Annotated in this window: 16 protein-coding genes; 7 read left to right on the top strand and 9 right to left on the bottom strand. The window is 63.4% G+C overall.

The features are described 5' to 3' along the window. Nucleotides 1-6: 6 nt before the first annotated feature. Nucleotides 7-1,251 (bottom strand): amidohydrolase family protein, encoded by a 1,245-nt coding sequence (locus RIG82_10405; protein ID MEQ9461350.1) that lies wholly within the window; start codon nt 1,249-1,251, stop codon nt 7-9. Between the two features lie 121 nt (nt 1,252-1,372). Between RIG82_10405 and RIG82_10400 the strand changes: the two genes are divergently transcribed. From RIG82_10400 to RIG82_10385, 4 genes are all read left to right on the top strand, one after another. Beyond that, nucleotides 1,373-2,257: an OmpA family protein gene (locus RIG82_10400; protein ID MEQ9461349.1), complete on the top strand. Its 885-nt coding sequence runs from the start codon at nt 1,373-1,375 to the stop codon at nt 2,255-2,257. A gap of 375 nt (nt 2,258-2,632) precedes the next feature. After that, nucleotides 2,633-4,927, top strand: coding sequence for an extracellular solute-binding protein (locus RIG82_10395; GenBank protein ID MEQ9461348.1), 2,295 nt, complete (start codon nt 2,633-2,635; stop codon nt 4,925-4,927). A gap of 3 nt (nt 4,928-4,930) precedes the next feature. Next, nucleotides 4,931-5,797 (top strand): carbohydrate ABC transporter permease, encoded by an 867-nt coding sequence (locus tag RIG82_10390; GenBank protein ID MEQ9461347.1) that lies wholly within the window; start codon nt 4,931-4,933, stop codon nt 5,795-5,797. Between the two features lie 44 nt (nt 5,798-5,841). After that, nucleotides 5,842-6,747, top strand: coding sequence for a sulfotransferase (locus RIG82_10385; protein ID MEQ9461346.1), 906 nt, complete (start codon nt 5,842-5,844; stop codon nt 6,745-6,747). Nucleotides 6,748-6,785: 38 nt separating this feature from the next. Here RIG82_10385 and cimA read toward each other — a convergent pair whose 3' ends face one another. Further along, a complete protein-coding gene (gene cimA / locus RIG82_10380) occupies nt 6,786-8,450 on the bottom strand; it encodes a citramalate synthase (protein ID MEQ9461345.1) in 1,665 nt (554 codons plus the stop codon). 111 nt (nt 8,451-8,561) lie between these two features. Between cimA and RIG82_10375 the strand changes: the two genes are divergently transcribed. From RIG82_10375 to RIG82_10365, 3 genes are read left to right on the top strand one after another with little or no spacing between them, the layout of a single operon-like run. Continuing rightward, complete coding sequence (locus RIG82_10375) at nt 8,562-9,725, top strand: COX15/CtaA family protein (GenBank protein MEQ9461344.1); 1,164 nt, start codon at nt 8,562-8,564, stop codon at nt 9,723-9,725. Continuing rightward, entirely contained in the window at nt 9,722-10,651 is a 930-nt protein-coding gene (gene cyoE / locus RIG82_10370; GenBank protein MEQ9461343.1) for a heme o synthase, read from the top strand. The genes RIG82_10375 and cyoE overlap by 4 nt, the downstream gene beginning before the upstream one ends. 20 nt (nt 10,652-10,671) lie before the next feature. Beyond that, nucleotides 10,672-11,676, top strand: coding sequence for an ABC transporter ATP-binding protein (locus tag RIG82_10365; protein MEQ9461342.1), 1,005 nt, complete (start codon nt 10,672-10,674; stop codon nt 11,674-11,676). A 156-nt stretch (nt 11,677-11,832) separates the two neighbouring features. Here RIG82_10365 and RIG82_10360 read toward each other — a convergent pair whose 3' ends face one another. The 7 genes from RIG82_10360 to RIG82_10330 all read right to left on the bottom strand — a co-directional run bounded on the left by RIG82_10360 (nt 11,833) and on the right by RIG82_10330 (nt 22,611). Continuing rightward, nucleotides 11,833-14,235, bottom strand: a complete 2,403-nt coding sequence (locus tag RIG82_10360; GenBank protein ID MEQ9461341.1) for a hypothetical protein — start codon at nt 14,233-14,235, stop codon at nt 11,833-11,835. A gap of 181 nt (nt 14,236-14,416) precedes the next feature. Continuing rightward, on the bottom strand, nt 14,417-17,998 hold the full coding sequence (locus RIG82_10355) for an adenosylcobalamin-dependent ribonucleoside-diphosphate reductase (GenBank protein MEQ9461340.1): 3,582 nt from the start codon (nt 17,996-17,998) through the stop codon (nt 14,417-14,419). Nucleotides 17,999-18,068: 70 nt separating this feature from the next. Further along, on the bottom strand, nt 18,069-18,404 hold the full coding sequence (locus tag RIG82_10350; GenBank protein MEQ9461339.1) for a hypothetical protein: 336 nt from the start codon (nt 18,402-18,404) through the stop codon (nt 18,069-18,071). 96 nt (nt 18,405-18,500) lie between these two features. Beyond that, the gene (locus tag RIG82_10345) at nt 18,501-18,860 is read right to left on the bottom strand and encodes a hypothetical protein (GenBank protein ID MEQ9461338.1); all 360 of its coding nucleotides are present in this window, start codon (nt 18,858-18,860) and stop codon (nt 18,501-18,503) included. Nucleotides 18,861-18,889: 29 nt separating this feature from the next. Further along, on the bottom strand, nt 18,890-19,462 hold the full coding sequence (dcd, locus tag RIG82_10340) for a dCTP deaminase (GenBank protein ID MEQ9461337.1): 573 nt from the start codon (nt 19,460-19,462) through the stop codon (nt 18,890-18,892). A 1,046-nt stretch (nt 19,463-20,508) separates the two neighbouring features. After that, nucleotides 20,509-21,576 carry a DHHA1 domain-containing protein gene (locus tag RIG82_10335; protein MEQ9461336.1) on the bottom strand — a complete coding sequence of 356 codons (1,068 nt, stop codon included), beginning with the start codon at nt 21,574-21,576 and terminating at the stop codon, nt 20,509-20,511. Between the two features lie 21 nt (nt 21,577-21,597). Further along, nucleotides 21,598-22,611: a bifunctional riboflavin kinase/FMN adenylyltransferase gene (locus RIG82_10330; protein MEQ9461335.1), complete on the bottom strand. Its 1,014-nt coding sequence runs from the start codon at nt 22,609-22,611 to the stop codon at nt 21,598-21,600. Between the last annotated feature and the right edge of the window lie 2 nt (nt 22,612-22,613).

Here is a 22,613-nt window from a genome sequence, read left to right as displayed (position 1 = left end):
CCTATCCTAGCCCTCGGGCCCGACCAGCGAAACAGGTTCGTCGTGGTCCAGCACACGCCCTAGTGCATCTTGTGATGATGCCTGCCCCAGCGCCACCGAGACCAGCCCAGCCACCGGGCCTTTGCTTAGCGTGAAGAGCCCTTCGTCCAAACCCAGTGCCCGCGCCCCGCGCACGGTGGCCATCTCCAGGAGCAACTGCGGATTGGCTCCATCACGCCGATGCAGCCTGCGCATCTGCCCCAGAATCCCAAGTGGCTGCACCGCCTTGTTCGGCTGACACACGATCGAATCCGTCCCAAGACAGACGTTGACGCCTGCCGCGATCAGCTCCTGATACCGATGCGGCTCGCGCCCCTGCTGCGGATGACCGTAGTAGTCCGCAGCGACCGGGCAGTAGGCGACCGAGGCGTTGGTGTCGGCTAGCAGCATGATGTCGCGGTCATCCAGGTAGTGCGCGTGGGCCAGCAGCCACGGCCGCGCCCTCAGCGCCGGCTCCATCCAGTACGCCGGCGACCAGCCCTGTCGATACCGGGGCTCCGCCTCCGGGCTCCACCGACCGATCGACTCCAGGAACTGCCGGCACGGGCCGTCCGCGTGCGCGACGAACTGGACCTCTTCAATCAACTCACAGAAGTGTGTGCACACCGGCCGCCCCGACCACGCCGCCGCACCGTAAAGCGAATGCGATGCCGAATAGGGCGCATGCGGTTGCCACCCAGCCCCTTCCGGCGCTCCGCGATGGACCCGCTCCAACGCCGCCCGATGATGCGGGTCGCCGACACCGAACAACTCCAGAAACGTCACCCCCAGCAGGCCACTCCGCAGTCGCTCCGCCGCAGCAAGGTCATAGGTCGCCACATCCCCCACCGCCGCCACGCCCGCCAGTCGACTCTGCCTCAGCCCATCGCGCAGCGACGCCCGATAAACACTCGTCTCCGCCTCCGGCTCCTGGTGCAAGTCGCCCGAGCGTTCCCTCACCCCGGACACCCAGCCAAAGAACCCCCCCTCGGCCTCGTAGGGTCTCGGCCCCAGCGACGTCAGTTCCAAATGGGCGTGGGCGTTCACCATCGCTGGCATCAGCAGCCGATCGCCCAGATCGACGACCCGCCCGGCCCCCCGAAGCTCCTCGGGCGACCCCACGGCCACCACGGTGACAGGGTCCGAGCCCTCGACAACGACCGCTCCGGGGCTCAGATTCACGCCACGGGCATCCCGAACCCCAGCGGCCAGATAAACCGTTCTGTCCGCCATATTCACGATCACTCCTCATCGCGGCCGATCACAGCCCCTATCGGTGCTTTTTCCGCGCCGATGCTGTACCTTGCTGACGATACGTTAAATCCGGAAGTCTGGGCCGAAAGGGCAATTGAAGATGAAGCGTCTGCTGATCGCAACCATGATTCTCAGTTCCTTCAGCCTCGTGGGATGCGCCGCGCAGCAGCGGATCTCCGAGCTGGAAGCCGTCAACAAACGGGCCGAAGCCCAGATCGTTGACCTCACCATGCGCCTCGAAGAGGCTCAGGCCACCATCCAGGCCATGCGTGATGCGCCCGCCCCCAAAGACCCCGTCATGATGATGGAGCTCGAAGGCCTTCGTGCCGAGCGAGCGCGACTCCAGGCCGCCCTCGCCGCCGCCGAGCAGAAGCTCCGCGACGCCCGCGCCGTCAAGGAACTCCCCGCCGAACTCGACCGACCGCTCAAGCGGCTCGCCGAGGCCAACGCCGACATTATGGAGTACGACGCGGAGCAGGCCCTGATCCGCTTCAAGTCCGACCTCACCTTCGCCCCTGGCTCCGCCGAGGTCAGCACCTCCGCGGCAACTGGCCTCTCACGCCTGGCTCAGGTGCTCTCCAGCCCCGCCGCCGCCGACTACGAGGTCCGCGTCATCGGCCACACCGACAACCTGCCGATCCGCAACCCCGGCACCCGTGAGAAGCATCCGACCAACTGGCATCTCTCAGTCCACCGAGCCATCGCCGTGATGAACGCCCTCAGCGACGCCGGCGTCCGAGCCTCGCACACAGGCGTCGCCGGCTACGGCCCCTACCGACCTCTCGAGCCCAACACCGCCGCAGGCAACCCGGTCAACCGCCGGGTTGAGATCATTCTGATCCCGCTCGCCGACACCCCCGGCACGCCGACTGAGCTGGCCGCCCCGGCGCAGTCCCAAAGCTCCGCCCCCGCCACGACCACACCCCCACCCGCCACGCCGGCGGACCCGGACACGCAGGTCAGCCGCCCGCTGATCAGCAAATAAACCCGACCCCACTTGAAACTCACTAAGCCGGCCCTATGTGGCCGGTTTTTTCTGGGGACGCCTGACGATCACCATCACCCAGCAAAAAGAGGTGCCGACCAAGAATGGCCGACACCTCAGGGGGGGGTGGTGGACGGGGATCGCAAGCCAATCAACCCGCGATAATGTCAAGCTGCGCCGCTCCCGCGACGGGTCCTCTCGAAACAAAAAGATGTCAAGCCCGAGTCACTGAACACGACTCGTATCTATTAGTAAAACGCAAGGAAGCGCTTAAGTCAAGGGTCTTGCTCACTTTTGGGTAAATAGTCAGGACAGGTAAAGATTCACCCGCCAGATCGTTCTAGAAGATTAAACCTCTGTTATCCTGCCATACAGATGCCTCCACGTCTCACCGCTGCCCTGCTTGTGATCCTCACCCTCCTCGGCCTTGCCGCTGGCACGACCGCGCACGCCGCCGAGTCAGAACCCACCCGCGTCCAGGCCATGCTCTTTGCCCGGGGGCTCGAAGAGGTCGCTCGCGAGTACGAGCGCCGCAACCCCGGCATCAAGATCGATCTCGTCAGCGACCCGCGCATCGTGGACAAGGTTCGCGTCCGTATCCTCGAAGGCTCCTTCCCCGAACTCTCCGACGCCCCCGTCAACTACGGCCGCCTCATCGAGGCCGGCAAGGTCCAGCCCCTCGACCGATTCCTCGATGAACCCCTCGGCCCGGGACAGCCCACCTGGCGCGAGACCTTCCTCCCCGGCAGCTTCGATCGCTTCCGATACAACGGTCAGAACTACGGCATCCCCCTCTGGTACTCCACCTACGGCTTCTGGTACAACCGCAAGCTCTTCCGCGAAAAAGGCTGGCAAATCCCCGAGACCTGGGACCAGCTCCTCGCCCTCTGCGAGCAGATCAAGGCCGAAGGCGACGGCATCGCGCCCATCGCCTTTCAGGGTCAGTACCCGCAGTATCTCCACCAGCTCATCAACACCACCCTCTATCAACTCGGCGGCCGCGACTACTTCGAGGCCATGCAGAAGGGCGAGCCCGGGACTTACGACCACCCGGTGATGATCGAGATGCTCCGGCTCGTGCGCCAGCTCGCCGAGGAACACTTCCAGCCCGGCGCCGAGGGCATGAGCCACACCCAGGCCCAGCTCGAGTTCTTCCGCGGCAACGCCGCCATGGTCATGTGCGGCACCTGGCTCCTCACCGAGATGGCCGACCAGATCCCCGACGACTTCGAGGTCGGCTTTTTCAAATACCCCTACGTCCCCGGCCCCAACGCCGAACCGACCGCCATCTGTGGCGGGACCGGCTACTACTTCATCTTCTCCGCCGCTCCCAATCCCGAAGCCGCCGTCCGCTTCATGCAGTTCGCCACCTCGCCCGAGCAGGCGGCGTTCATCGCCGGCAACGAGCACCGCCCGGTTGCCATCCGGGGCGTCAACCAGACCGCACTCCCCCCCGACCTCCGCGAGGTCGCCGCTGTCCTCGAAACCGTCACCTCAATCTTCGCCGCCACCCCCGATGACGACTTCGCCGAGATCAACCAGCAGTGGCAGGACGTCCGCACCCGCATCCTCGAGGCCCGAGACTTCGACCCCGCCGCCGAAGCCCGCTTCCTTGAAGAAGCCGCCACCAAGATCCGCGCCGAAAAAGCCAACCCCGACAGCATCACCGTCCGCCACTCCGTCAAACCCATCATCCTCCTGTCCCTCCTCGGCGCAGGCGTGATCTACGTCCTCATCACGACCGTCTTGCAGATCCGCAGCGCCTACAGCGGTCGCAACAAGGTCGAAGCCGCCGGCATGCGCGTCCGCATCTCCGCCGTCGCACTGTTCCTGCTCCCCGCAGTCGCGTTCTACTCACTCTTTGTCGTCATCCCGTCCATCAGCTCCTTCGGCTGGTCGCTCCAGCGGTGGGATGGCCTCACCGACATGCAGCCCGTCGGCCTGCTGCACTTCGAGCGCCTGCTCTTCGAAGACGACGGCTTCTGGATCGCGCTGCGCAACAACCTCTTCATCATGTTCGTCATCCCGGCGTTCGTGATCCCTCTCGCCCTCTTTCTCGCTACATGTTTGTCTCGTGGCGTCTGGGGCTCGTGGCTGTTTCGTATCGTCTTCTTCTTCCCCAACCTCCTCGGCGTCGCCGCCATCCTGCTCTGGCAACAGATGTACAACCCCGCTGGCGGGCCCATCAACGAGGGTCTTGTCTGGCTCGGCTTCGAGTCGTTTCAGAACTACGCCTGGCTCTCCCAACAGAATCTCTACTGGTCGCTGATCCCGATGATGATCTGGGCCGCCTGCGGCTTCAACATGGTTCTCTACCTCGCCGCCATGCAGTCGATCCCCGAGTCGCTCTACGAAGCAGCCGAGATCGACGGAGCCACCCCCTGGCACCAGTTCTGGACCATCACCATCCCGCTGATCTGGGAAGCCCTCTCCGTCTCGATCGTCTTCCTGGTCATCGCCGGCATGAAAGCCTTTGAGGTCATCTGGCTCCTGACCAACCAGTCGCCCAACACCCAGACGCACGTCATCGGCACCCGCATGGTCTGGGCGATGTTCTCCGAGTTCAAAGTAGGTCAGGCCGCCGCCATCGCCGTCCTGCTGTTCATCATGGTCTTCTTCGGGACCGCGGCGACCCTCCGACTGATGAAACGCGAAGCGGTGGAGCTCTAAACCATGAGTGAACGACGCACCACCCCCAAAACCGTCCTCACCACAGGAGCCATCTACACCCTCCTCATCGCCTACCTGCTGGCCACCCTCTTCCCCATGCTCTGGCTGTTTATGACCTCGCTCAAGCCGTCGGCCGAGGTCTTCGACGAGCCCTTCGCACCCCCCGCGATCGACAACCTCGCCACCGACAACTTCACCCGCGCCTGGACCACCGGCAGCTTCGGCGAATACTTCTTCAACTCCGTCGCCGTCACCTTCGCCACCGTCGTCGGCGTCGTCTTCATCGGCGCCATGGCCGCCTACGCCCTGGCCAGATTCGCCTTCCCGGGAGCCAAGGCCCTGCTCTTCTACTTCCTGGGCGGGCTCATGATCCCCCTCCAACTCGCCGTCGTCCCGCTGTTCTTCCAGCTCAAAGCCATGGGCCTGCTCAGTTCCCGCTTCGGCCTGGTTCTCGTCTACATCGCCGTCGGACTGCCGTTTGCCATCTTCATCCTCACCGGCTTCTTTCGCTCCCTGCCCAAATCTCTCCACGAGGCCGCCCTGCTCGACGGCTGCACCGAGTTCGGCGCGTTCTGGCGCATCATGCTCCCCCTCGCCCGCCCCGGACTCATCACCGTCGCCATCTTCTCCTTCATCGGGACCTGGAACGAGTACTTCCTCGCCTTCATGTTCCTCTCCGGCGAAGGCTCCGAAAACCTCCGAACCCTCCCCCTGGGCCTGGCCAACATCACCATCGTCAGCCAGTACGAAGTCGACTGGGGCATGGTCTTCGCCGGGCTCGTCCTCATCGTCGTCCCCACCCTCTTCATCTACCTCATGCTCCAACGCCACCTGACCAAGGGCGTCACGCTGGGTGCGGTCAAAGGCTAAGCCCAAAACTGCTGGCAAAGCTCGATTCCCGTACCATCCCGCTCATGCACGAGGAACTCAAACGCTACCTCCACCGGCCGATCATCATCCTCGGCGCACCCCGCTCAGGCACCACCTTCATCGGAAAAGTCCTCGCCCAGCACCCCGACCTCGCCTACGTCGTCGAACCCCGGCTGATCTGGAAAGACGGCAACGACCTGCGTAGCGACCTTCTCCGACCGGAACACCTCACACCCGCCATCAGATCACGCATTCGCTCGAGTCTCGCGCAACGCGTTCACAACGCCAACCGATCTCGACTCCTCGAAAAAACGCCAAGCAACTCCATCCGGCCCGGGTTCGTTGACGCCGTCCTCCCCGACGCCATCTACATCCACATCATCCGAAACGGCTACGACGCCGTCCTCAGCTCCGACAAGCTCTGGGATAAATCCGGCCATGGCGTGACCAACGTCGCCGTCGGACACACCCGACGACGCCTCAAAGAACTCTCCTGGCTCCGAATGCCCTTCTACGCCCCCGAGTATCTCCGACGCATGACACCCAAACCCCTCAAAAAACTCGTCGGCGAAAACCCCTGGGGGCCACGGCTCCCCGGCATCCATCAGATGCTCCGAGAAATGGACCGCCTCCAGGTCGCCTGCCTCCAGTGGAAATGGTGCGTTGAACTCAGCTGCGCCTTCGGCCGCTCCCTCGGACCTGATCGCTACTACGAGGTCCGGCTCGAAGACCTCAGCGAAGAAAAAACCCGAGAGATCATCGCCTTCTGCGACCTCTCACCCAACGACGCCATGGAACAGTTCATCCGAGAACACTACGACGCCGAGCGCGCCGGCCAACACCGCTCCTCGGTCGATCCCGAAGCCATCCGCAAAGTCGCACCGTGGGTCGAACCGACCAACCAATGGCTTGGTTACCCGCCAGCTCCGACACCTTCCATCCCGGTCTAATCGCTGAGCACTACGCTCTCATCCGCCGGGTGACACGCTTAAACCCCCACCCCAGCCCGCACCTCAATCAACAGATACTGAAACGCATCCGAGATCGCCTCCCAACTCGCCTCCACGATATTCTCATCCACACCCACCGTCGAGAACACCCGCGTCGTGCCGTCCTCTGCGGTGTACTGGAACTCGATCACCACCCGCACCCGCGCCGCCGTCTCCGCCGTCGGGTTCACCACACGCACCTTGTAGTCCGACAGATGGATCTTGTGGATCTCGGGGTAATGGTCGCCAAGGCAGTCGGTCAAGGCCTGATACAAAGCGTTCACCGGGCCGTCACCCTCCGCCACCCGGTACTCCGTGACGTCATCCACCGAGAGCTTCACCGTCCCCTCGGTCGTCGTCTCCGCATCCCCGTCCCGCTTGAGGATAACGCAACGGTAGTGGTGCAGTTGCCAGAACGATGGCCGCTTGCCCAGCGCCTCGTAAACCAGCAGTTCCATCGACGCCTCCGCCGACTCGAACTGATACCCCTCATGCTCCAGGTCCTGGATCTTCTCCAGAACCTTCCGCTGCGTGGCCTTGTCGTCCTCGATGCCGAACTTCGCCCCGACCTGCGCCGCGATGTTGCTCGCCCCCGCCAGCTCCGACACCAGAACCTTCCGGGTATTCCCCACCGTCTCCGGCTCCACATGCTCATAGCTGTGCGCGATCCGCAGCACCGCGTGCACATGCATCCCCCCCTTATGCGTGAACGCATTCGCTCCGACGTAAGGCTGACCCGCCCACGCCGACATCCCCGTCAACTCGTAAGCCAGCTTCGCCAGACCCTTGAGCCCAGCCGTCGCCCCCTCACGCAGACAGTCATACCCCAGCTTCAGCGCCAGGTTCGCCGCCATCGGGATCAGGTCCACGTTCCCGCACCGCTCGCCGATGCCGTTGATCGTGCCCTGCACCTGCACACACCCCGCCTCGATCGCCGCCAGCGAGTTCGCCACCGCCAACGCACCATCGTTGTGCACATGAATCGCCAGCAGCGGTCCGTCCCCACCCTCGATCGCCCCGCCCAACCCAAACCGCTCGCGCACCGCCGTCACCGCTTCCGCGACAAACGCCGGCAGCGACCCCCCATTGGTATCACACAACACCAGCCGCTTCGCCCCACCATCCAGAGCAGCCTTCAACGTCTCCAGGGCATACGCCGGGTTCGCCCGGTAGCCATCAAAGAAGTGCTCCGCGTCATAAAACACCGCCTCCGTCGAACCCGACTGCGCACAAAACGCCACCGAGTCACGGATCATCGCCAGGTTCTCCTCCCGCGACACCCGCAGCACCTCGTCGACGTGCAGGTCCCACGTCTTCCCGACGATCGCGATCACCGGCGACCCCGCCGCTACCAGCGCCTGCATCCCCGGATCATCCTTCGCCTCGATCCCCTTGCGCCGGGTCATCCCGAACGCCGTGATCTTCGCGTGCTTGAGCTTCAAACCCCGGACCTGCTCGAAATAAGCCGCGTCCTTCGGGTTCGAGAGCGGATAACCCCCTTCGATAAAATCGAAGCCCATCTCGTCCAACGCCCGCGTCAGCTTCAGCTTGTCCGCCAGCGTCAACGCCACGTCCGCACCCTGCGTGCCGTCCCGCAGCGTCGTATCGTAAATCTCAATCCGTCGGCCGCTCCGGGCGACCGACCCGTTGCTCTGCTCGACCATGAGATCGCTCCATCAAAACGGGTGGTTTCCCCATCCAAACATCAGGCGGGGCTCAATCCGGTGAGTATAATCCACACCCACCCCTAAAGTCGGATCTCCACGAGACTTCTCATGACCGCCAAGGACGCAACCCCCCCAAACCGCTCCGGTTACCGCCGGACACTCCACTTCCTGGCCATCCTCCTGGCCCTCTCCACCTTTGTCCTCATCGGCTTTGGCGGGCACGTCACCTCCCTCGACGCAGGACTCGCCGTCCCCGATTGGCCCGGAACCTTCGGCTACAACATGTTCCTCGCCCCCCTTGAGGTCTGGTTCCACGACATCGGAACCTTCTGGGAACACTCCCACCGCCTCATCGGATCATGGGTCGGCTTCCTCACCCTCCTCCTCGGCACCGGACTCGCCATCTGGGCACCCAAACCCTGGCTCCGATGGCTTGGCATCCCCATGATCATTCTGGTGATCACCCAAGGCGTCATGGGCGGACTCCGCGTCACCGAACAATCCCAACCCCTCGCCGCCCTCCATGGCGTCGTCGGACAGGTCTTCTTCGGCATCGTCATCTTCACCGTCGTCGCCACCGGCGCCCTCTGGACCACCGCCAAACGCCGACCCGCCAACCAGCCCAAGGCCGTCGGCGAAAAACTCGCCACCTTCTTCTCATGGGCCCTCGTCGGCATCCTCATCGCCCAACTCGGCATCGGCGCCTCCGTCCGACACTTCGGCGCCGAAAAAGCCATCCCCGACGCCCCCCTCTCCTACGGTGCCCTCATGGCCCCGATGAACCAGGCCCAGCTCGACACCGCCATCCTCGACCTCCCCGACCACCTCATCAACCGCGTCCCCATCGACACCACCATCGGACAGGTCCACCTCCACTTCACCCACCGCTTCATGGCGGTCATCGTCATCCTCTCAGCCTTCTTCGCCGCATGGGCCATCCTCGCCGGTCTCCGACAAAAAGCCATCGTCACCGCCCCGCTCGTCAACGTCGCCAGCCTCATGGCCGCCCAGATCATGCTCGGCATCATGACCGTCTGGGCCGAGATCCACCCCACCTTCGCCACCATGCACCAGTCTCTCGGCGCCCTCCTGCTCGCTGCCTCCGTCTGGCTCGCAGCCCGCGTCACCATCGCCTCCTCCCTCGCCCACCCGACCACCATCAAACAGATCCAACCCCCTCAATCAAACAGCGACAACCCATCGACACATCACGACCCAGCCAGCCACAACGGCCACACCCAACCCTCCCTCCAAACCACAGGAGGGGCATGACCCAAGCCGCCCCACTAACTAAACAGATCACCGAGGAATCGCCCAAAGCCCACACGGCCCAGCCCTCACGCCTGCGCGACTACCTCGAGCTCTCCAAACTCCGCATCACTCTCATGGTCGTCCTCACCTCATGGGTCGGCTACGCCCTCGCCCTCCACATGGACCAATGGAACGCCGTCGCCATCATCGGCCTCACCCTCGGCGTCGGCCTCACCTGCATCTCCTCCGGCATCCTCAACCAGGTCTGGGAACGAACCCCTGACGCCCGGATGAACCGAACCGCCCACCGCCCCATCGCCGCAGGACGCATCTCCATCACCGAAGGCATCACCCTCGGCGTTCTCACCGGCACCCTGGGTACCCTCATTCTTTTCCTGCTCACCACACCCCTCGCCGCCTTACTCGCCCTGGCCACCCTCCTCGTCTACGTCCTCATCTACACCCCCCTCAAAGCCCTCACCCCCTGGGCCACCCACATCGGTGCCATTCCGGGGGCGATGCCACCGTTCATCGGCTACGCCGCCGCCGCCGGCATCCTCTCCGCAGAAGCCTGGCCCGCCTTCCTCATCATGTTGATCTGGCAAATCCCCCACTTCATGGCGATCGCCTGGCTCTACCGCAACCAGTACGCCGCCGCAGGACTCCGCATGCTCCCCGTTGTCGATGCCAAAGGCAGACAGGTCGCCGCCCACGTCGTCGTCACCGCCCTCCTGCTCATCGCCGCCGCCGCCATGCCCCTCTTCGGCGCCTACGGCACCGCCGGCTGGGTGTACGCCATCGTCGCCCTCGGCACGACCCTCGCCTTCGCCGCCGCCTCCATCTGGTTCGCCCTCAGACCCTGCGACCGCCGCGCCCGCGTCGTCTTCATCGCCTCACTCCTCTACCTGCCGATCGTTCTCTCGGCCCTCGCGTGGGACCGCCTGTGACCCTCGCCCACGCACACCCCATGACGACCAACACCCCCCCAAGGCCCGCCAGCACCGAGCCCGCCATCGCCATTGATGCGCTCTCCCACCGCTACCCAGGCACCGAAACCGATGCCCTCGATGACATCGCGCTCACCGTCCCCCACGGAACCATGGCCGCCGTCCTCGGCCCCAACGGCTCAGGAAAATCCACCCTCTTCAAGATCCTCACCACCGCCCTCAAACCCTCCGGCCGCCCCAACGTCATCCCACGCATCACCCTCCTCGGCCACGACCTCCGCGTCGCCGGACACACCATCCGGCAATCCCTCGGCGTCGTCTTCCAGAGCCCCTCCCTCGACCGCGAACTCACCGTCCGCGAAAACCTCACCCTCCAGGGCCGTATCTACGGACTCACCCACCAACAGCTCAAGCAACAGGTCCCCGCGCGACTCGAAACCCTCGGCATCATCGACCGCGCCGATGACAAAGTCGCCACCCTCTCAGGCGGACTCGCCCGACGCGCCGAACTAGCCAAAGCCCTCCTCCACAACCCCAAACTCCTCATCCTCGACGAGCCCTCCACAGGCGTCGATCCCACCGCACGACGACAGTTCTGGCACGCCCTCGACGCCGAACGCAAACGCACCGGCCTCACCATCCTCATGACCACCCACCTCACCGACGAAGCCGAACACGCTGACCACGTCATCATCCTCGACAAAGGACGCATCGTCGCCGAAGGCTCCCCCGCCCAACTCAAGACAACCATGGCCGGCGGAAACCACGCCGCCGTCCTCACCCTCGCCACCCTCGACCCCGATGACCTCCACCCCCTCATCAACGACCTCAACCAGCACCACCCCGTCACCCCACTCCCCCAGCGCATCCCAGGCGAAGCCCGACTCGAAACCCCTAACGGCCCCGCCGCCATGCGCTACCTCCTCGACCACCACCAACCCAAACTCCGCTCCGCCACCCTCGCCGAACCCACCCTCGAAGACACCTTCGAACACACCACCGGCAACCCCTTCAAAACCAACTAACCCGCTCGGGCCGAGCCATCCTCTTTCAGACATGGGTGGCCGGGGTCGGGCGCAGCCCGCCCCCGGAACCAGCAACCCCACCCGGGTGCCACACTTTGACACGCCGAAGGCCCGTCAAAGTGTGCCGACAGCCCTTGGCATCAGACATATCCCGGATCACTCCTCCCCCGCCCGCCCCGCCTCAATCCTCCCCGCCAACCCCTCAAACCGCTCCTCCGGCAACTGCTTCAACGGATCCAGATACAACCCCGCATGGATCCCTCGCGCCCGCTCCAACTCCGCCGCTGCCTCATCCCAGTCCTCAAGCTCAATCAAAACCTCCACCAACCGCAACCGATCCCGAACGCTGTAAGGCACAATCGTCAACAAGTTCTCCATCTCAGCCTTCACGTCCAGCCACATATCACGATGAGTCTCGTCAGGCAGTTTCTCAGAGAAGAACATCCAGACGGCGATCTGACGACGCAGTTCTGCTGCTGTCCCTGGCATCCGCTCTTCATCGAGCCAGCCCAGTTCGTTCCACAAGACCAGAACGCTCCGAGAAGGCAGCCAGACAGGGTTGGCGAGTCCACTCAGTTCAAGCGCACGAGTGCTGTCCCCCTGAGCCGAAGCCCTGTGTGCCTCTTCCATCCGCAGGCGAAAAATCCACTCGGCGAACGGTGAGCGATCCTTCTCGAGCAATGTAAATAAGCCGCTTTCTTTCTCCAGCAAATCCGCAGCTCGCAGACTCTCGCCTGCCACGACCAGGCGTGCGGCCTCAAGCGACAGTCGCTCGCTCGATACCACCACCAAGCCGACCCACACCAGATAAGCAGCGACTGATGAACCCAGACCAAGAAAACCCAATCCCCCAACAACATCCCTGAACCGCTTACCCGACAGCTTAAACGGCCGCACATTCACCCCCGCCCCCACACCCCCCGCCAATCCCAACACCACCCACGCCAGCTGCGACGCCCCACCATTAAAAAACGTCATCTCCATCTGACCGTGCACCATCAGCACCAGCGCCCCCGCCGCCAAACCCATCCCCATCACCCGCGCCGACACCCCCTTCCCCAGCTCCGCCAGCCACGCCACCGCCACCGCCATCCCCGCGAACACCAGCAGCTGCAAAAACGCCGTCTCCAGATACAGCGTCTCCACCGTCATCCACACCACAGGCAGCAACAACACCCCACTCGCCGCCATCCCCCCCAACCAGTTCGGCTCACCCCCCACATGACGCTCTTCCTCACCTCCGGATTCAACATCCGCTGCTCGCGAAGGACACATCCCGCGCCACAGCCACCACCCGCCCAGCACCAGCCAGCACAAACCATAAACCCCCAGCATCACCAGCAGGTCCACCACCACGTTGTGCGTGCTCGCCACGTCCTCAGGCAGCATCGGGTCCTTCATCCACCCGAACATCAACGCAAAGCCCTCCGGACCCACCGCCGACCACCACACCCCCGGCACCTCCACCAGCATCCGCAACCCCGCCTCCAGATACCAATACCGAAACAGCAGACTCAACCATCCCGGAAACGACGTCACCTCCCCAGGCGGCGGAGGTGGGGGGGGACCCTGTGCACCCGCCCACCCGATCGCAACCCACGGCAGCAACACCATCAACAACCCCAACCCGCCCACCACCAGACCACGCAACCACCCCCTCCTGATCCGCGCACCCAACCAACACGCCACCCCGAACCACACCACCCCAAGCATCAGTGCGCCCATCGCCCCGCGCGACGCCGTCAACCACACCAGCACCCCCCCCACACCCAACACCCCCGCCGCCGTCAACGTCCCCCGATCCCTAAGCCGCGTCCCCACAAACCCCAACCCCAGACACGCCAGCCCCGCACCCACCGACCCCAACACATTCGACAGCGCATACCCTCCCGTCGCATCCGCAAAACTCATCCGTCGCGCAAACAACAAATGCTCAGGCGACCCCTCCGCCCACCCCCGCGCCGCCAGCATCTCATCCATCGTCCGCTCATAAAACCGCAGATTCTCCGGATGCTCCACGTACACCTGCCACAACGCATCCACCGCGAGCGGGATCAACCCACCCACCAGCACCGCCACCACCCACCGTCGCACCGCCGCACCCGCCCGCCGATCCGACACCAGCGACGCCATCCCCACCGCCATCACCGCACCCGCCACCCACGACCCCACCATCACCCGATTCCCCGTCGACCCCGCCCCGTTCAACACACTCCACATCGCCCCCAAACACCCCACCCCCGCCAGCAGCAACCACCACCCCCGCACCCCCCGCGCAAGCACCAACCCAACCCCCGCCGCGATCATCCCCACCAACTGAACCCCCACCGCCACCGTCCCCGTCATCCCCCCCAGCGCCCCTGTCAACCCCTCCACCCGCGGGTCCGTCTCCAACCACGGATTCACAAACGTCGGCACCAACCCAGGCAGCAACACCACCCCCACCATCACCACCCCACACCAAACCATCACCCGCTCACGCCACCCCCCCACACCCACCCCAGCCAGGCGTGCCCCAGCGCCCCCCCTCCCATCAATCGGCGTCGCTGTTCTGCTCACCACCAGAGTCTAACCCCCAACCCCTCCCAACTCCCCCCTCACCCGATCAAGAAAAACCCCCTCGCCACGCAAGCGTGCCGAGGGGGCAGAGAGGGAAGAAGCAAAGTGAAACCCACCAGAACCAACCACCCTTGCCCTCAGGTCAAGCCCGCGGCCTGCCTTGAAGTGGGGGGGTGGGGGGTTAGGAGCAGCCCATCGAGTTCCCGCAGTTGAGGCACTTGTAGCACGTGCCATTGCGCACCGTGATCGTCCCGCACACGTCGCACGCCGGAGCGTCCGCCTGCAGTCCCTTCATCGCCGCCGCCAGGCTCGAGTCCTCGACCGTCACCCGATCCGAACGCACATCAAACCGCGGCTTCCGCTCCTCGACCAGCACCGCCGTCGCCGACTCCGACACCTCCGCCTCAGGCTTCGCCGCCCGACCGTGGCCCTTGCCATTCCCGTTACCCGTCGAATGGCTCGTCTGCGCCGCCGTCAGCGTCGGCATCGTCCGCGAGGTCGCGGGCGTCTGATCATCACCATCATCCGTCGACCGCAGCGGCGCATTGGCCGACTTGTACCCCGACACAAACTCCATCCCCATCCAACGGAAAATGTAGTCCACCAGACTCTTGGCAAACGGGATATCCGGGTTGTGCGTCATCCCCGCCGGCTCAAAACGCTGATGCGTGAACTTCGTCACCAGCGACTCCACCGGCACCCCATACTGAAGCGCCACCGAGATCGCCGTACCCAGCGAGTCCATCAACCCGCCGATCGTCGATCCCTCCTTCGCCATCGTGATAAACAGCTCGCCCGGCGTCCCATCGTCATAAAGCCCCACCGTCAGATAGCCCTCGTGGCCCGCCACGTTGAACTTGTGCGTCCGACTATGCCGCGTGTCCGACAGCCGCCGACGCAGCGGACGCTCCACAATCTTCTCAACAATCCGCTCACGGATCGGCTCGTCAGCACCCGCCAACGCCACCACCTGCTCAGCGACCTCCTCACGAGCAAGCTCTACCGCTTCCTCATCCTCCATCGCCTCCAGCACGTCCTCGTCCTTCGTGTCCGAGGACCCCGTGTTCAACGGCTGACTCAGCTTGCAACCATCCCGATAAAGCGCATTCGCCTTGAGCGCCAACTCCCAGCTCAACCGGTAGCAGCCCTGAATATCCTCAACACTCGCCTCGTTGGGCAGGTTGATCGTCTTGCTGATCGCACCAGTGATAAACGGCTGAGCCGCCGCCATCATCCGGATATGACCCTCAGCCACAATAAACCGCTGCCCCAGCTTCCCGCACTTGTTCGCACAATCAAACACCGCCAGATGCTCATCCTTGAGCGCCGGAGCACCCTCCACGGTCTGCGTCCCGCAGATCGCTCGATTCAGAGCCTCCACCTGCTTGCCCGTCAGACCCAACGCCCGCAGCAGATCAAAACCCGCCTCCGACGCCTTGTCCGCCAGACCCAGCTTCTTCATCCCTTCATCCCCAAGCGTCCACGACGTGAACGCCTGACCAATCTCAAACACCGTCGGCAACGCCTTGGTCAACCGATCCAGGTCCGCCTTCTCCAAACCACGATCCATCAAAAACTCCGCAAACGTCGGACCGTTCGCAGCCACCTCACCCTTCGCCGAAGGCATCGCCACCTCCAGCGTCAACGCCCCCATCACATACGTCATGATCCCTTTCACCTGCGCCTCGGAATAACCCAGCGCATCCAACGCCGGCTTCAACGACTGATTCGCAATCTTGAAATAACCCCCACCCGCCAGCTTCTTGAACTTCACCAACGCAAAGTCCGGCTCCACCCCCGTCGTGTCGCAGTCCATCAGCAACCCGATCGTCCCCGTCGGCGCGATCACCGTCACCTGCGCATTCCGATACCCGTGCGCCTCACCCAGCTCCAGCGCATCATCCCACGCCACCTTCGCTCGCTCCGCCAACGACTCCGCGTTCGACAGCACACCCGCCGCCTCACGAGTCGATGTCAGATTCCCAGCGTCAATCGGCACCGGCGCGATCTTCAACCCCTCATAAGCCCCAAGCTCGTGATTCGCCGCCATCGACGGGTTCCGCGGAACCCCGTAAGACGCCCGCCGATGATTCCGCATCACCCGCAGCATCGACTCACGATTCTTCTCATAACCCGCAAACGCACCCAACTCCTTCGCCATCGCCGCCGATGTCGCGTAACTCCGACCCGTCAGCACCGCCGTCAGACAACCCGAAATCGCCCGCGCCCGCTCCGAGTCATAAGGAATCCCCGCCTGCATCAGCATCGCACCGAGATTCGCATAACCCAGCCCCAGCGTCCGGTACTCATACGACAGCCGCGCAATCGACTCGCTCGGATACTGAGCCATCAGCACCGAGATCTCCAGCACCGCCGTCCAGATCGAGATCGAGTTCTCGTACGCCTCGACATCAAACGCCCGCGTCTCCGAGTCATAAAACTTCAGCAGGTTCAGCGACGCCAGATTACACGCCGTGTTGTCCAGGAACATGTACTCCGAACACGGGTTCGACGCGTTGATCCGACCACTCTCCGGGCACGTGTGCCACTCGTTGATCGTCGTATCAAACTGCACCCCAGGGTCCGCACACCGCCACGCCGCATAACCGACCTGGTCCCACAACCCCCGCGCCTTGATCGTGTTCGACACCTTCCCACTGGTCCGACCCCGAAGCGTCCAGTCGCCGTCGCTATCGAGCGCCTCGAAAAACGCGTTCGAGATCCGCACCGAGTTGTTCGAGTTCTGACCCGACACCGTCTGGTACGACTCACCATTAAAATCATAATCCAGCGTCAACCCCAGCCGCTCCGCCGTCTCACCAATCGTCTCCGGATCACGCTCCGACGCCCGCTCCCCGCCGATCGCCTTCATCCCCTCCACCAACGCCGCCACCTTGATCTCCTCGCGAACCTTCCAGTTCACAAAGTGCTCAATATCCGGGTGATCCAGGTCCAGGCACACCATCTTCGCCGCCCGACGCGTCGTCCCCCCCGACTTGATCGCACCCGCCGCACGATCACCAATCTTCAGAAAACTCATCAGCCCCGAACTCTTCCCGCCACCCGAAAGCGGCTCGTTCTCACCCCGCACCGACGAGAAGTTCGTCCCCGTCCCCGAACCATACTTAAACAGCCGCGCCTCACGGACCCACAGGTCCATGATCCCACCCTCATTCACCAGATCATCACCCACCGACTGAATAAAACACGCATGAGGCTGCGGGTGCGAGTAAGCATCCTCCGACTTCTTCGTCTCACCCGTCGCCGGATCCGTGTAATAGTGCCCCTGCGCCGGACCATTGATCCCGTAAGCCCAGTTCAGCCCCGTGTTGAACCACTGCGGCGAGTTCGGTGCCGCCATCTGATGCAGCAGCATGTAGCACAGCTCGTCATAAAACGCCTGCGCATCCTCCGCCGTATCAAAATAACCATGCGCCTCACCCCACGACCGCCAGCAACCCGCCAGCCGATGAATCACCTGCCGCGCCGACGTCTCCGGCCCCACCGTCACCTCACCGCCCACCTCAAAATCAGCATCAGGCAGACCATTAGCGCCGCCGTCACTCGGCACCCCCGCCTTCCGGAAATACTTCGAGATCATGATGTCCGACGCCAACTGCGACCACGACGCCGGGATCTCCGCGTCCTTCATCTCAAACACCACCGAGCCGTCAAGGTTCCCGATCCGGCACGAGCGCCGCGACCACGAAACACTCTCAAACACATCCTTACCCGACTCAGTAAAACGGCGGTTGATCTTCATGAATGACAGTCCTTGTCAGATAAAAAAGAGAATAAATAAAACCAAAACCCAGGCCTAAGCACCCCGAAAACTACGACCCCGATCCCGCCCGCGTCAGACCCCGCTGATAACGCATCGAACTCGCCGGGATGAAGTACAGACTCACTCGCAACTGATAGTTCGGCTGACCCGGCCCGTACGTCCGCTCGATCTCCGTCTCCGGCATCTTCGGGAACTTGTACAACCAGTTCTCCCCCTCCTTCAGCGACTTGATCGCAATCACCCGCCCACGCGCCCCCTCCACCAGATAAGCCGTCCCCGCCACCGGCGCCCGGTAATCCACTTGATCCACCGCCGTCCCCACCAGATACTTATGGTCCGGCAAACCCTGCTTGTTCACACCCGACATCAACTGACCGGTCGGCATAGACTGGCAGCCAGCGAGTATCAAACAAAACCCAAAATACATACCGGCCAGACGCATCAATACACCTCTAATGAATGAATGAATGAATAAATCCCGCTAATCAATAACCCGGTAGATGCACTGATAAGTGTCATTGCTCTCCGCAGCCGCCAACACATCAGGAGTAAGCTCGACAAACCTCGTTTGGCCAGTTGGCTCGTAGCAGTTGACGCCATTTCTGTAGAAAGCTCCGTGCAGCTTCAGCGCTACGCGGATTTGGTTATTAGTTGATTTATAAACGTCTTCGATGGTGTCTTTTGTATAGCTCCAAATGCCCGCGTGAGTAGTTCGCACTACGACCGTATCGCCAGGCTGAGGCTTAACCTCATCAAACCATTTCCGAACTTGGTCCCTAGTTTGACCTTTGCATGGCAAATCGAGTTGCTTCTGAACCAGTTCGTCGTGTTTACGATGCATTACAACACTCCTTTTTTAGAAGAGTCCCCTCAATCCACCCTCGGCAGCACCAACCCCACCTGGTCCTGATACTTCCCCGCCTTGTCCGCATAGCTCACCGCACACACCCGATCAGCCTTCAAAAAGATCATCTGCGCAATCCCCTCGTTCGCGTAGATCTTCGCCGGCAACGGCGTCGTGTTGCTGATCTCAATCGTCACCTTCCCCCGCCACTCCGGCTCCAGCGGCGTCACGTTCACAATGATCCCGCACCGCGCATACGTGCTCTTGCCCACGCAGATCACCAGCAGGTCCCGCGGGATCACAAACGTCTCCACCGTCTCGCACAACGCAAACGAGTTAGGCGGGATGATCACGTGATCCCGACCCGTCACCTCCGTGTCCACCGTCACGAACGACCGATCATCAAACCGCTTCGGATCAACAATCGACTGCCCCCCATCCACCGGAGCATTCGTAAAGATCTTAAACAGCGTCCCCACCCGAACGTCGTACCCATACGATGACACCCCATACGAAATCCGACCCGCCCGCTTCTCCGCCTCCTGAAAAGGCTCGATCGACACCAACTCACGAATCTGACTGTCACACAACACGGCCATAGCACCACGCCTCATCTTCTTCCCAGCCACCAAACCGGAAACGCTCAGTCCAGGTGGGGGGGTTCTTCCGACTTTTTAGCTGCTCGGCCATACCGAACAGATTACAAACTTTAACTACCTAATCAAGACCGAACATTCGACACAGGCCAAAATCCAAAACCAACCAAAAACGCGCCGCGAGGGCATCCCTGCCCTCCATCGCAGATGGAGAGGAGCCAGGTGTCAGCGGAGGAGCCCGACACCCGACCTCCCCCTGACCCGGCAGACCCAGCCAACCACACCCACAAGAACAGCGCAATCACATCGCATGCGACATGACGGGCAAACCCGTGGGCAGTAGATTGAGCCGGACCCCAAACGCCAGAACAGGGGACCTGCGACGAGGCACGCCGCCCACCAAAACACGCTTCAAACGTCCTCAGCGGGCAACACGCATCCTACCCCTATATCTTGGGTTCGCAACCGTATTCTTTAGCAAATCTAGGGGTTAAACTGGCGCATCTGGCTTAAATCGGTGATTCACCGCACCTTAGGCGCGACACTTTTTTTTCCACCCCGCCAACCACCCCCCGCGCCCCCCGACCTCCCGACAGCTCACGCCACCAAACGCCAACCTCTCCACCGCCCACCAACAACCCGCCTCTCAACCTCAGCCAGCTCAAGTCGTCCGCCACACCCTGCGCCTGCCTTAATGTGGGGGGGGGGGGGGGCGCACAATGAAGCGCATTCCGGGGGCCATCGGTCACGTTTGATTGACGACCACGGGCCCCTCACGGCAGCAAACCAACCAATCACAGCACCAAAACACCGCTTGCATGCCCGCGCTGGCGCACAATCCTGACCGATGACCCCACATTCAAAACATCCAAAACAACCACGCCGCGCCCGGCCACAGCACCCCGAACCACTTGTGAACATCTTTCCCACGGCCCCCGCAAACGCCAAACCCCACCGTAACCATAGAGTCATTCTAAGGATGCATTCGGCCATACCGACAGACCCGCCCGCTCTCCACGCTCCCCGCCACCCAAAACCTAAGTGAATATTCACCCGCGCCCCAGCACCTCGCCCACCCGCTCCCGCAGCAGCCCCACCGCCTCCTCCACAGACACCGACACCCGCGCCCCTGACGCCCGCGCGTGCCCCCCGCCACCAAAAGTCCGCGCCAGCTCAGACACATTCACCGCGTCATCCCCCGGCTTTGACCGGAAGCTCAGCTTGCACCCGCCCCCCTCCAGCTTCTCCGCCACCAGCACCACCACCTTCACCGTCATCACCTGTTGCGGGACATCCACAAACCGCTCCGTCTCCTCCTCCAGCGCCCCCGTCGCCTCAAAATCCGCCCGCCGCAGCGTCATCACCGCCACCGACTGATCATGCCACAACTCCAGACTTCCAATAGCCCTGCGCAACAACGCCAGCTTCTCCGGCCGCTCGCTCTGCTCCAGCGTCGCCAGCAGCGTCGGCGAATCCACCCCCATCTCCACCAGGTCCGCCGCCGCCCGCAGCGTCCCAGGCCGCGTATTCGAAAACCGAAACCACCCCGTGTCCGACGTGATCCCCGCGTACAACCCGTCCCGCACCGCGTCCGGCATCCCAAAACCACCGCTGACCAGGCAGTGACCCAGAATCGGATACAGCACCTCGCAACACGCCGCAGCCGCCCCGTCGATGTGCCGCGCCCCCGCCGGGATGTCCCCCGACAAATGGTGATCAATCAACAACGTCCGCTCCAGCCGCCCCGCCACCACCCCCGCCAACGGTCCAACCTGCGACCACGCCCCCGTGTCCACGATCACAAGTGACCCCTCAGCAGGCACTCGCGCCCCGCCCGCCGTCCCATTCACCACCGACACCAGCTCCTGCCCCGGCAGCCGCGCCACCCCCGAATGAATCGGCGGAACCACATAACCATGAGCCTCCATCCCCAGCGCACACAACGTCCCCACCACCGCCACCACCGACCCGAACGCATCACCATCCGGCTTCGTGTGCGTCATCACACTCACCGGCCCGCCAGCCCCGGCCTCAAGCAGCCACGCCGCCGCCTGGTCCGCAGACAACGTCGAGGTATAAGCGTCCAGACGCGGAAAGTCCTGGTTCGTCTCGGTCACAAGCAATCCTCAGAACAGGAGTTAAGGCGACGACAGCCGCGCCGCCAGCGACGCTGCATCACCAGCCACCGGGCTCAGTTCCCCTCTATCGGCCCATTCCCGCACCCGACCCACATCCCGACCCAACTGCTCCACCAACGCCTCCAACCCCGGAAACGCCCGCTGGTCCCGCACCCACCGCGTAAACGACAGCTCCACCCGACGATCATAAACCTCGTGATCCAGACCAATCAAATGCGCCTCCAGCGTCAGATCATGCCCCCCAAACGTCGGCTTCACCCCCACACTGATCGCCGCTGGATAAGCCGAGGCCTCCCCCTCGATCTCCGCCTCACCCGCATACACCCCATCCGCCGGGATGATGAAACCCTCGATCTCATCAGCACTTAGGTTGATCGTCGGGAACCCGATCGCCCGACCCCGCCGGTCCCCAGCCACCACCGTCGAGACCACGCTGTACGCCCGGCCCAGCACCCGCGCCGCATCCTCGACCCGCCCATGCCCAATCAGCCACCGCGCCAGCGAACTCCCCGCCCGATGCCCCCAACGATCGTGCAACGCCACCTCCACCGGCTCCGCCACCCGCACCACAAAGTCATGCGCCCGCCCCATCTCACGCAGCAACGCCAGGTCCCCCTGCCGCGCCCGCCCAAACCGAAAGTCCGGCCCCTCCACAAAACCCACCGGCCGATACTTTTCGACCAAATCGTTCACAAACGCCCCCGCGTCCATCCCCAACGTCCGCTGATCCGGCTCCAAAAACACCACCCGATCCGCCCCCACCGCCCGCAACAACCGCGCGCGCTCAGCGCGCGAGGTCAGCCGTGGCGGAACCCGCTCCGGCGCCAGCCGGGTCGCCGGGTGCGGATCGAACGGCATCGCGATCACCTCCACCCCCCCGCTCCCCCCACCGGACGCCCCGCGATGCTCATCAGCCAGCGCCCTCGCTACCCGGAGGATCGCGCGGTGACCGATGTGGACGCCGTCAAAGTTGCCGATGGTGATGACGCTACGCCGCGTCGGCTCCGTGGTCATGC

The sequence above is a fragment of the Phycisphaeraceae bacterium genome (assembly GCA_040222855.1).
Taxonomy (GTDB): Bacteria; Planctomycetota; Phycisphaerae; order Phycisphaerales; family Phycisphaeraceae; genus Mucisphaera.
Note: the sequence above shows the minus strand (reverse complement) of the source record. Positions and strands in the feature narration are given on the sequence as shown.

Coding starts and splice junctions, on each gene's coding strand:
- RIG82_10405 (MEQ9461350.1), bottom strand. CDS start 1,251: ATGGCGGACAGAACGGTTTATCTGGCCGCTGGGGTTCGGGATGCCCGT.
- RIG82_10400 (MEQ9461349.1), top strand. CDS start 1,373: ATGAAGCGTCTGCTGATCGCAACCATGATTCTCAGTTCCTTCAGCCTC.
- RIG82_10395 (MEQ9461348.1), top strand. CDS start 2,633: ATGCCTCCACGTCTCACCGCTGCCCTGCTTGTGATCCTCACCCTCCTC.
- RIG82_10390 (MEQ9461347.1), top strand. CDS start 4,931: ATGAGTGAACGACGCACCACCCCCAAAACCGTCCTCACCACAGGAGCC.
- RIG82_10385 (MEQ9461346.1), top strand. CDS start 5,842: ATGCACGAGGAACTCAAACGCTACCTCCACCGGCCGATCATCATCCTC.
- cimA (MEQ9461345.1), bottom strand. CDS start 8,450: ATGGTCGAGCAGAGCAACGGGTCGGTCGCCCGGAGCGGCCGACGGATT.
- RIG82_10375 (MEQ9461344.1), top strand. CDS start 8,562: ATGACCGCCAAGGACGCAACCCCCCCAAACCGCTCCGGTTACCGCCGG.
- cyoE (MEQ9461343.1), top strand. CDS start 9,722: ATGACCCAAGCCGCCCCACTAACTAAACAGATCACCGAGGAATCGCCC.
- RIG82_10365 (MEQ9461342.1), top strand. CDS start 10,672: ATGACGACCAACACCCCCCCAAGGCCCGCCAGCACCGAGCCCGCCATC.
- RIG82_10355 (MEQ9461340.1), bottom strand. CDS start 17,998: ATGAAGATCAACCGCCGTTTTACTGAGTCGGGTAAGGATGTGTTTGAG.
- RIG82_10350 (MEQ9461339.1), bottom strand. CDS start 18,404: ATGCCGACCGGTCAGTTGATGTCGGGTGTGAACAAGCAGGGTTTGCCG.
- RIG82_10345 (MEQ9461338.1), bottom strand. CDS start 18,860: ATGCATCGTAAACACGACGAACTGGTTCAGAAGCAACTCGATTTGCCA.
- dcd (MEQ9461337.1), bottom strand. CDS start 19,462: ATGGCCGTGTTGTGTGACAGTCAGATTCGTGAGTTGGTGTCGATCGAG.
- RIG82_10330 (MEQ9461335.1), bottom strand. CDS start 22,611: ATGACCACGGAGCCGACGCGGCGTAGCGTCATCACCATCGGCAACTTT.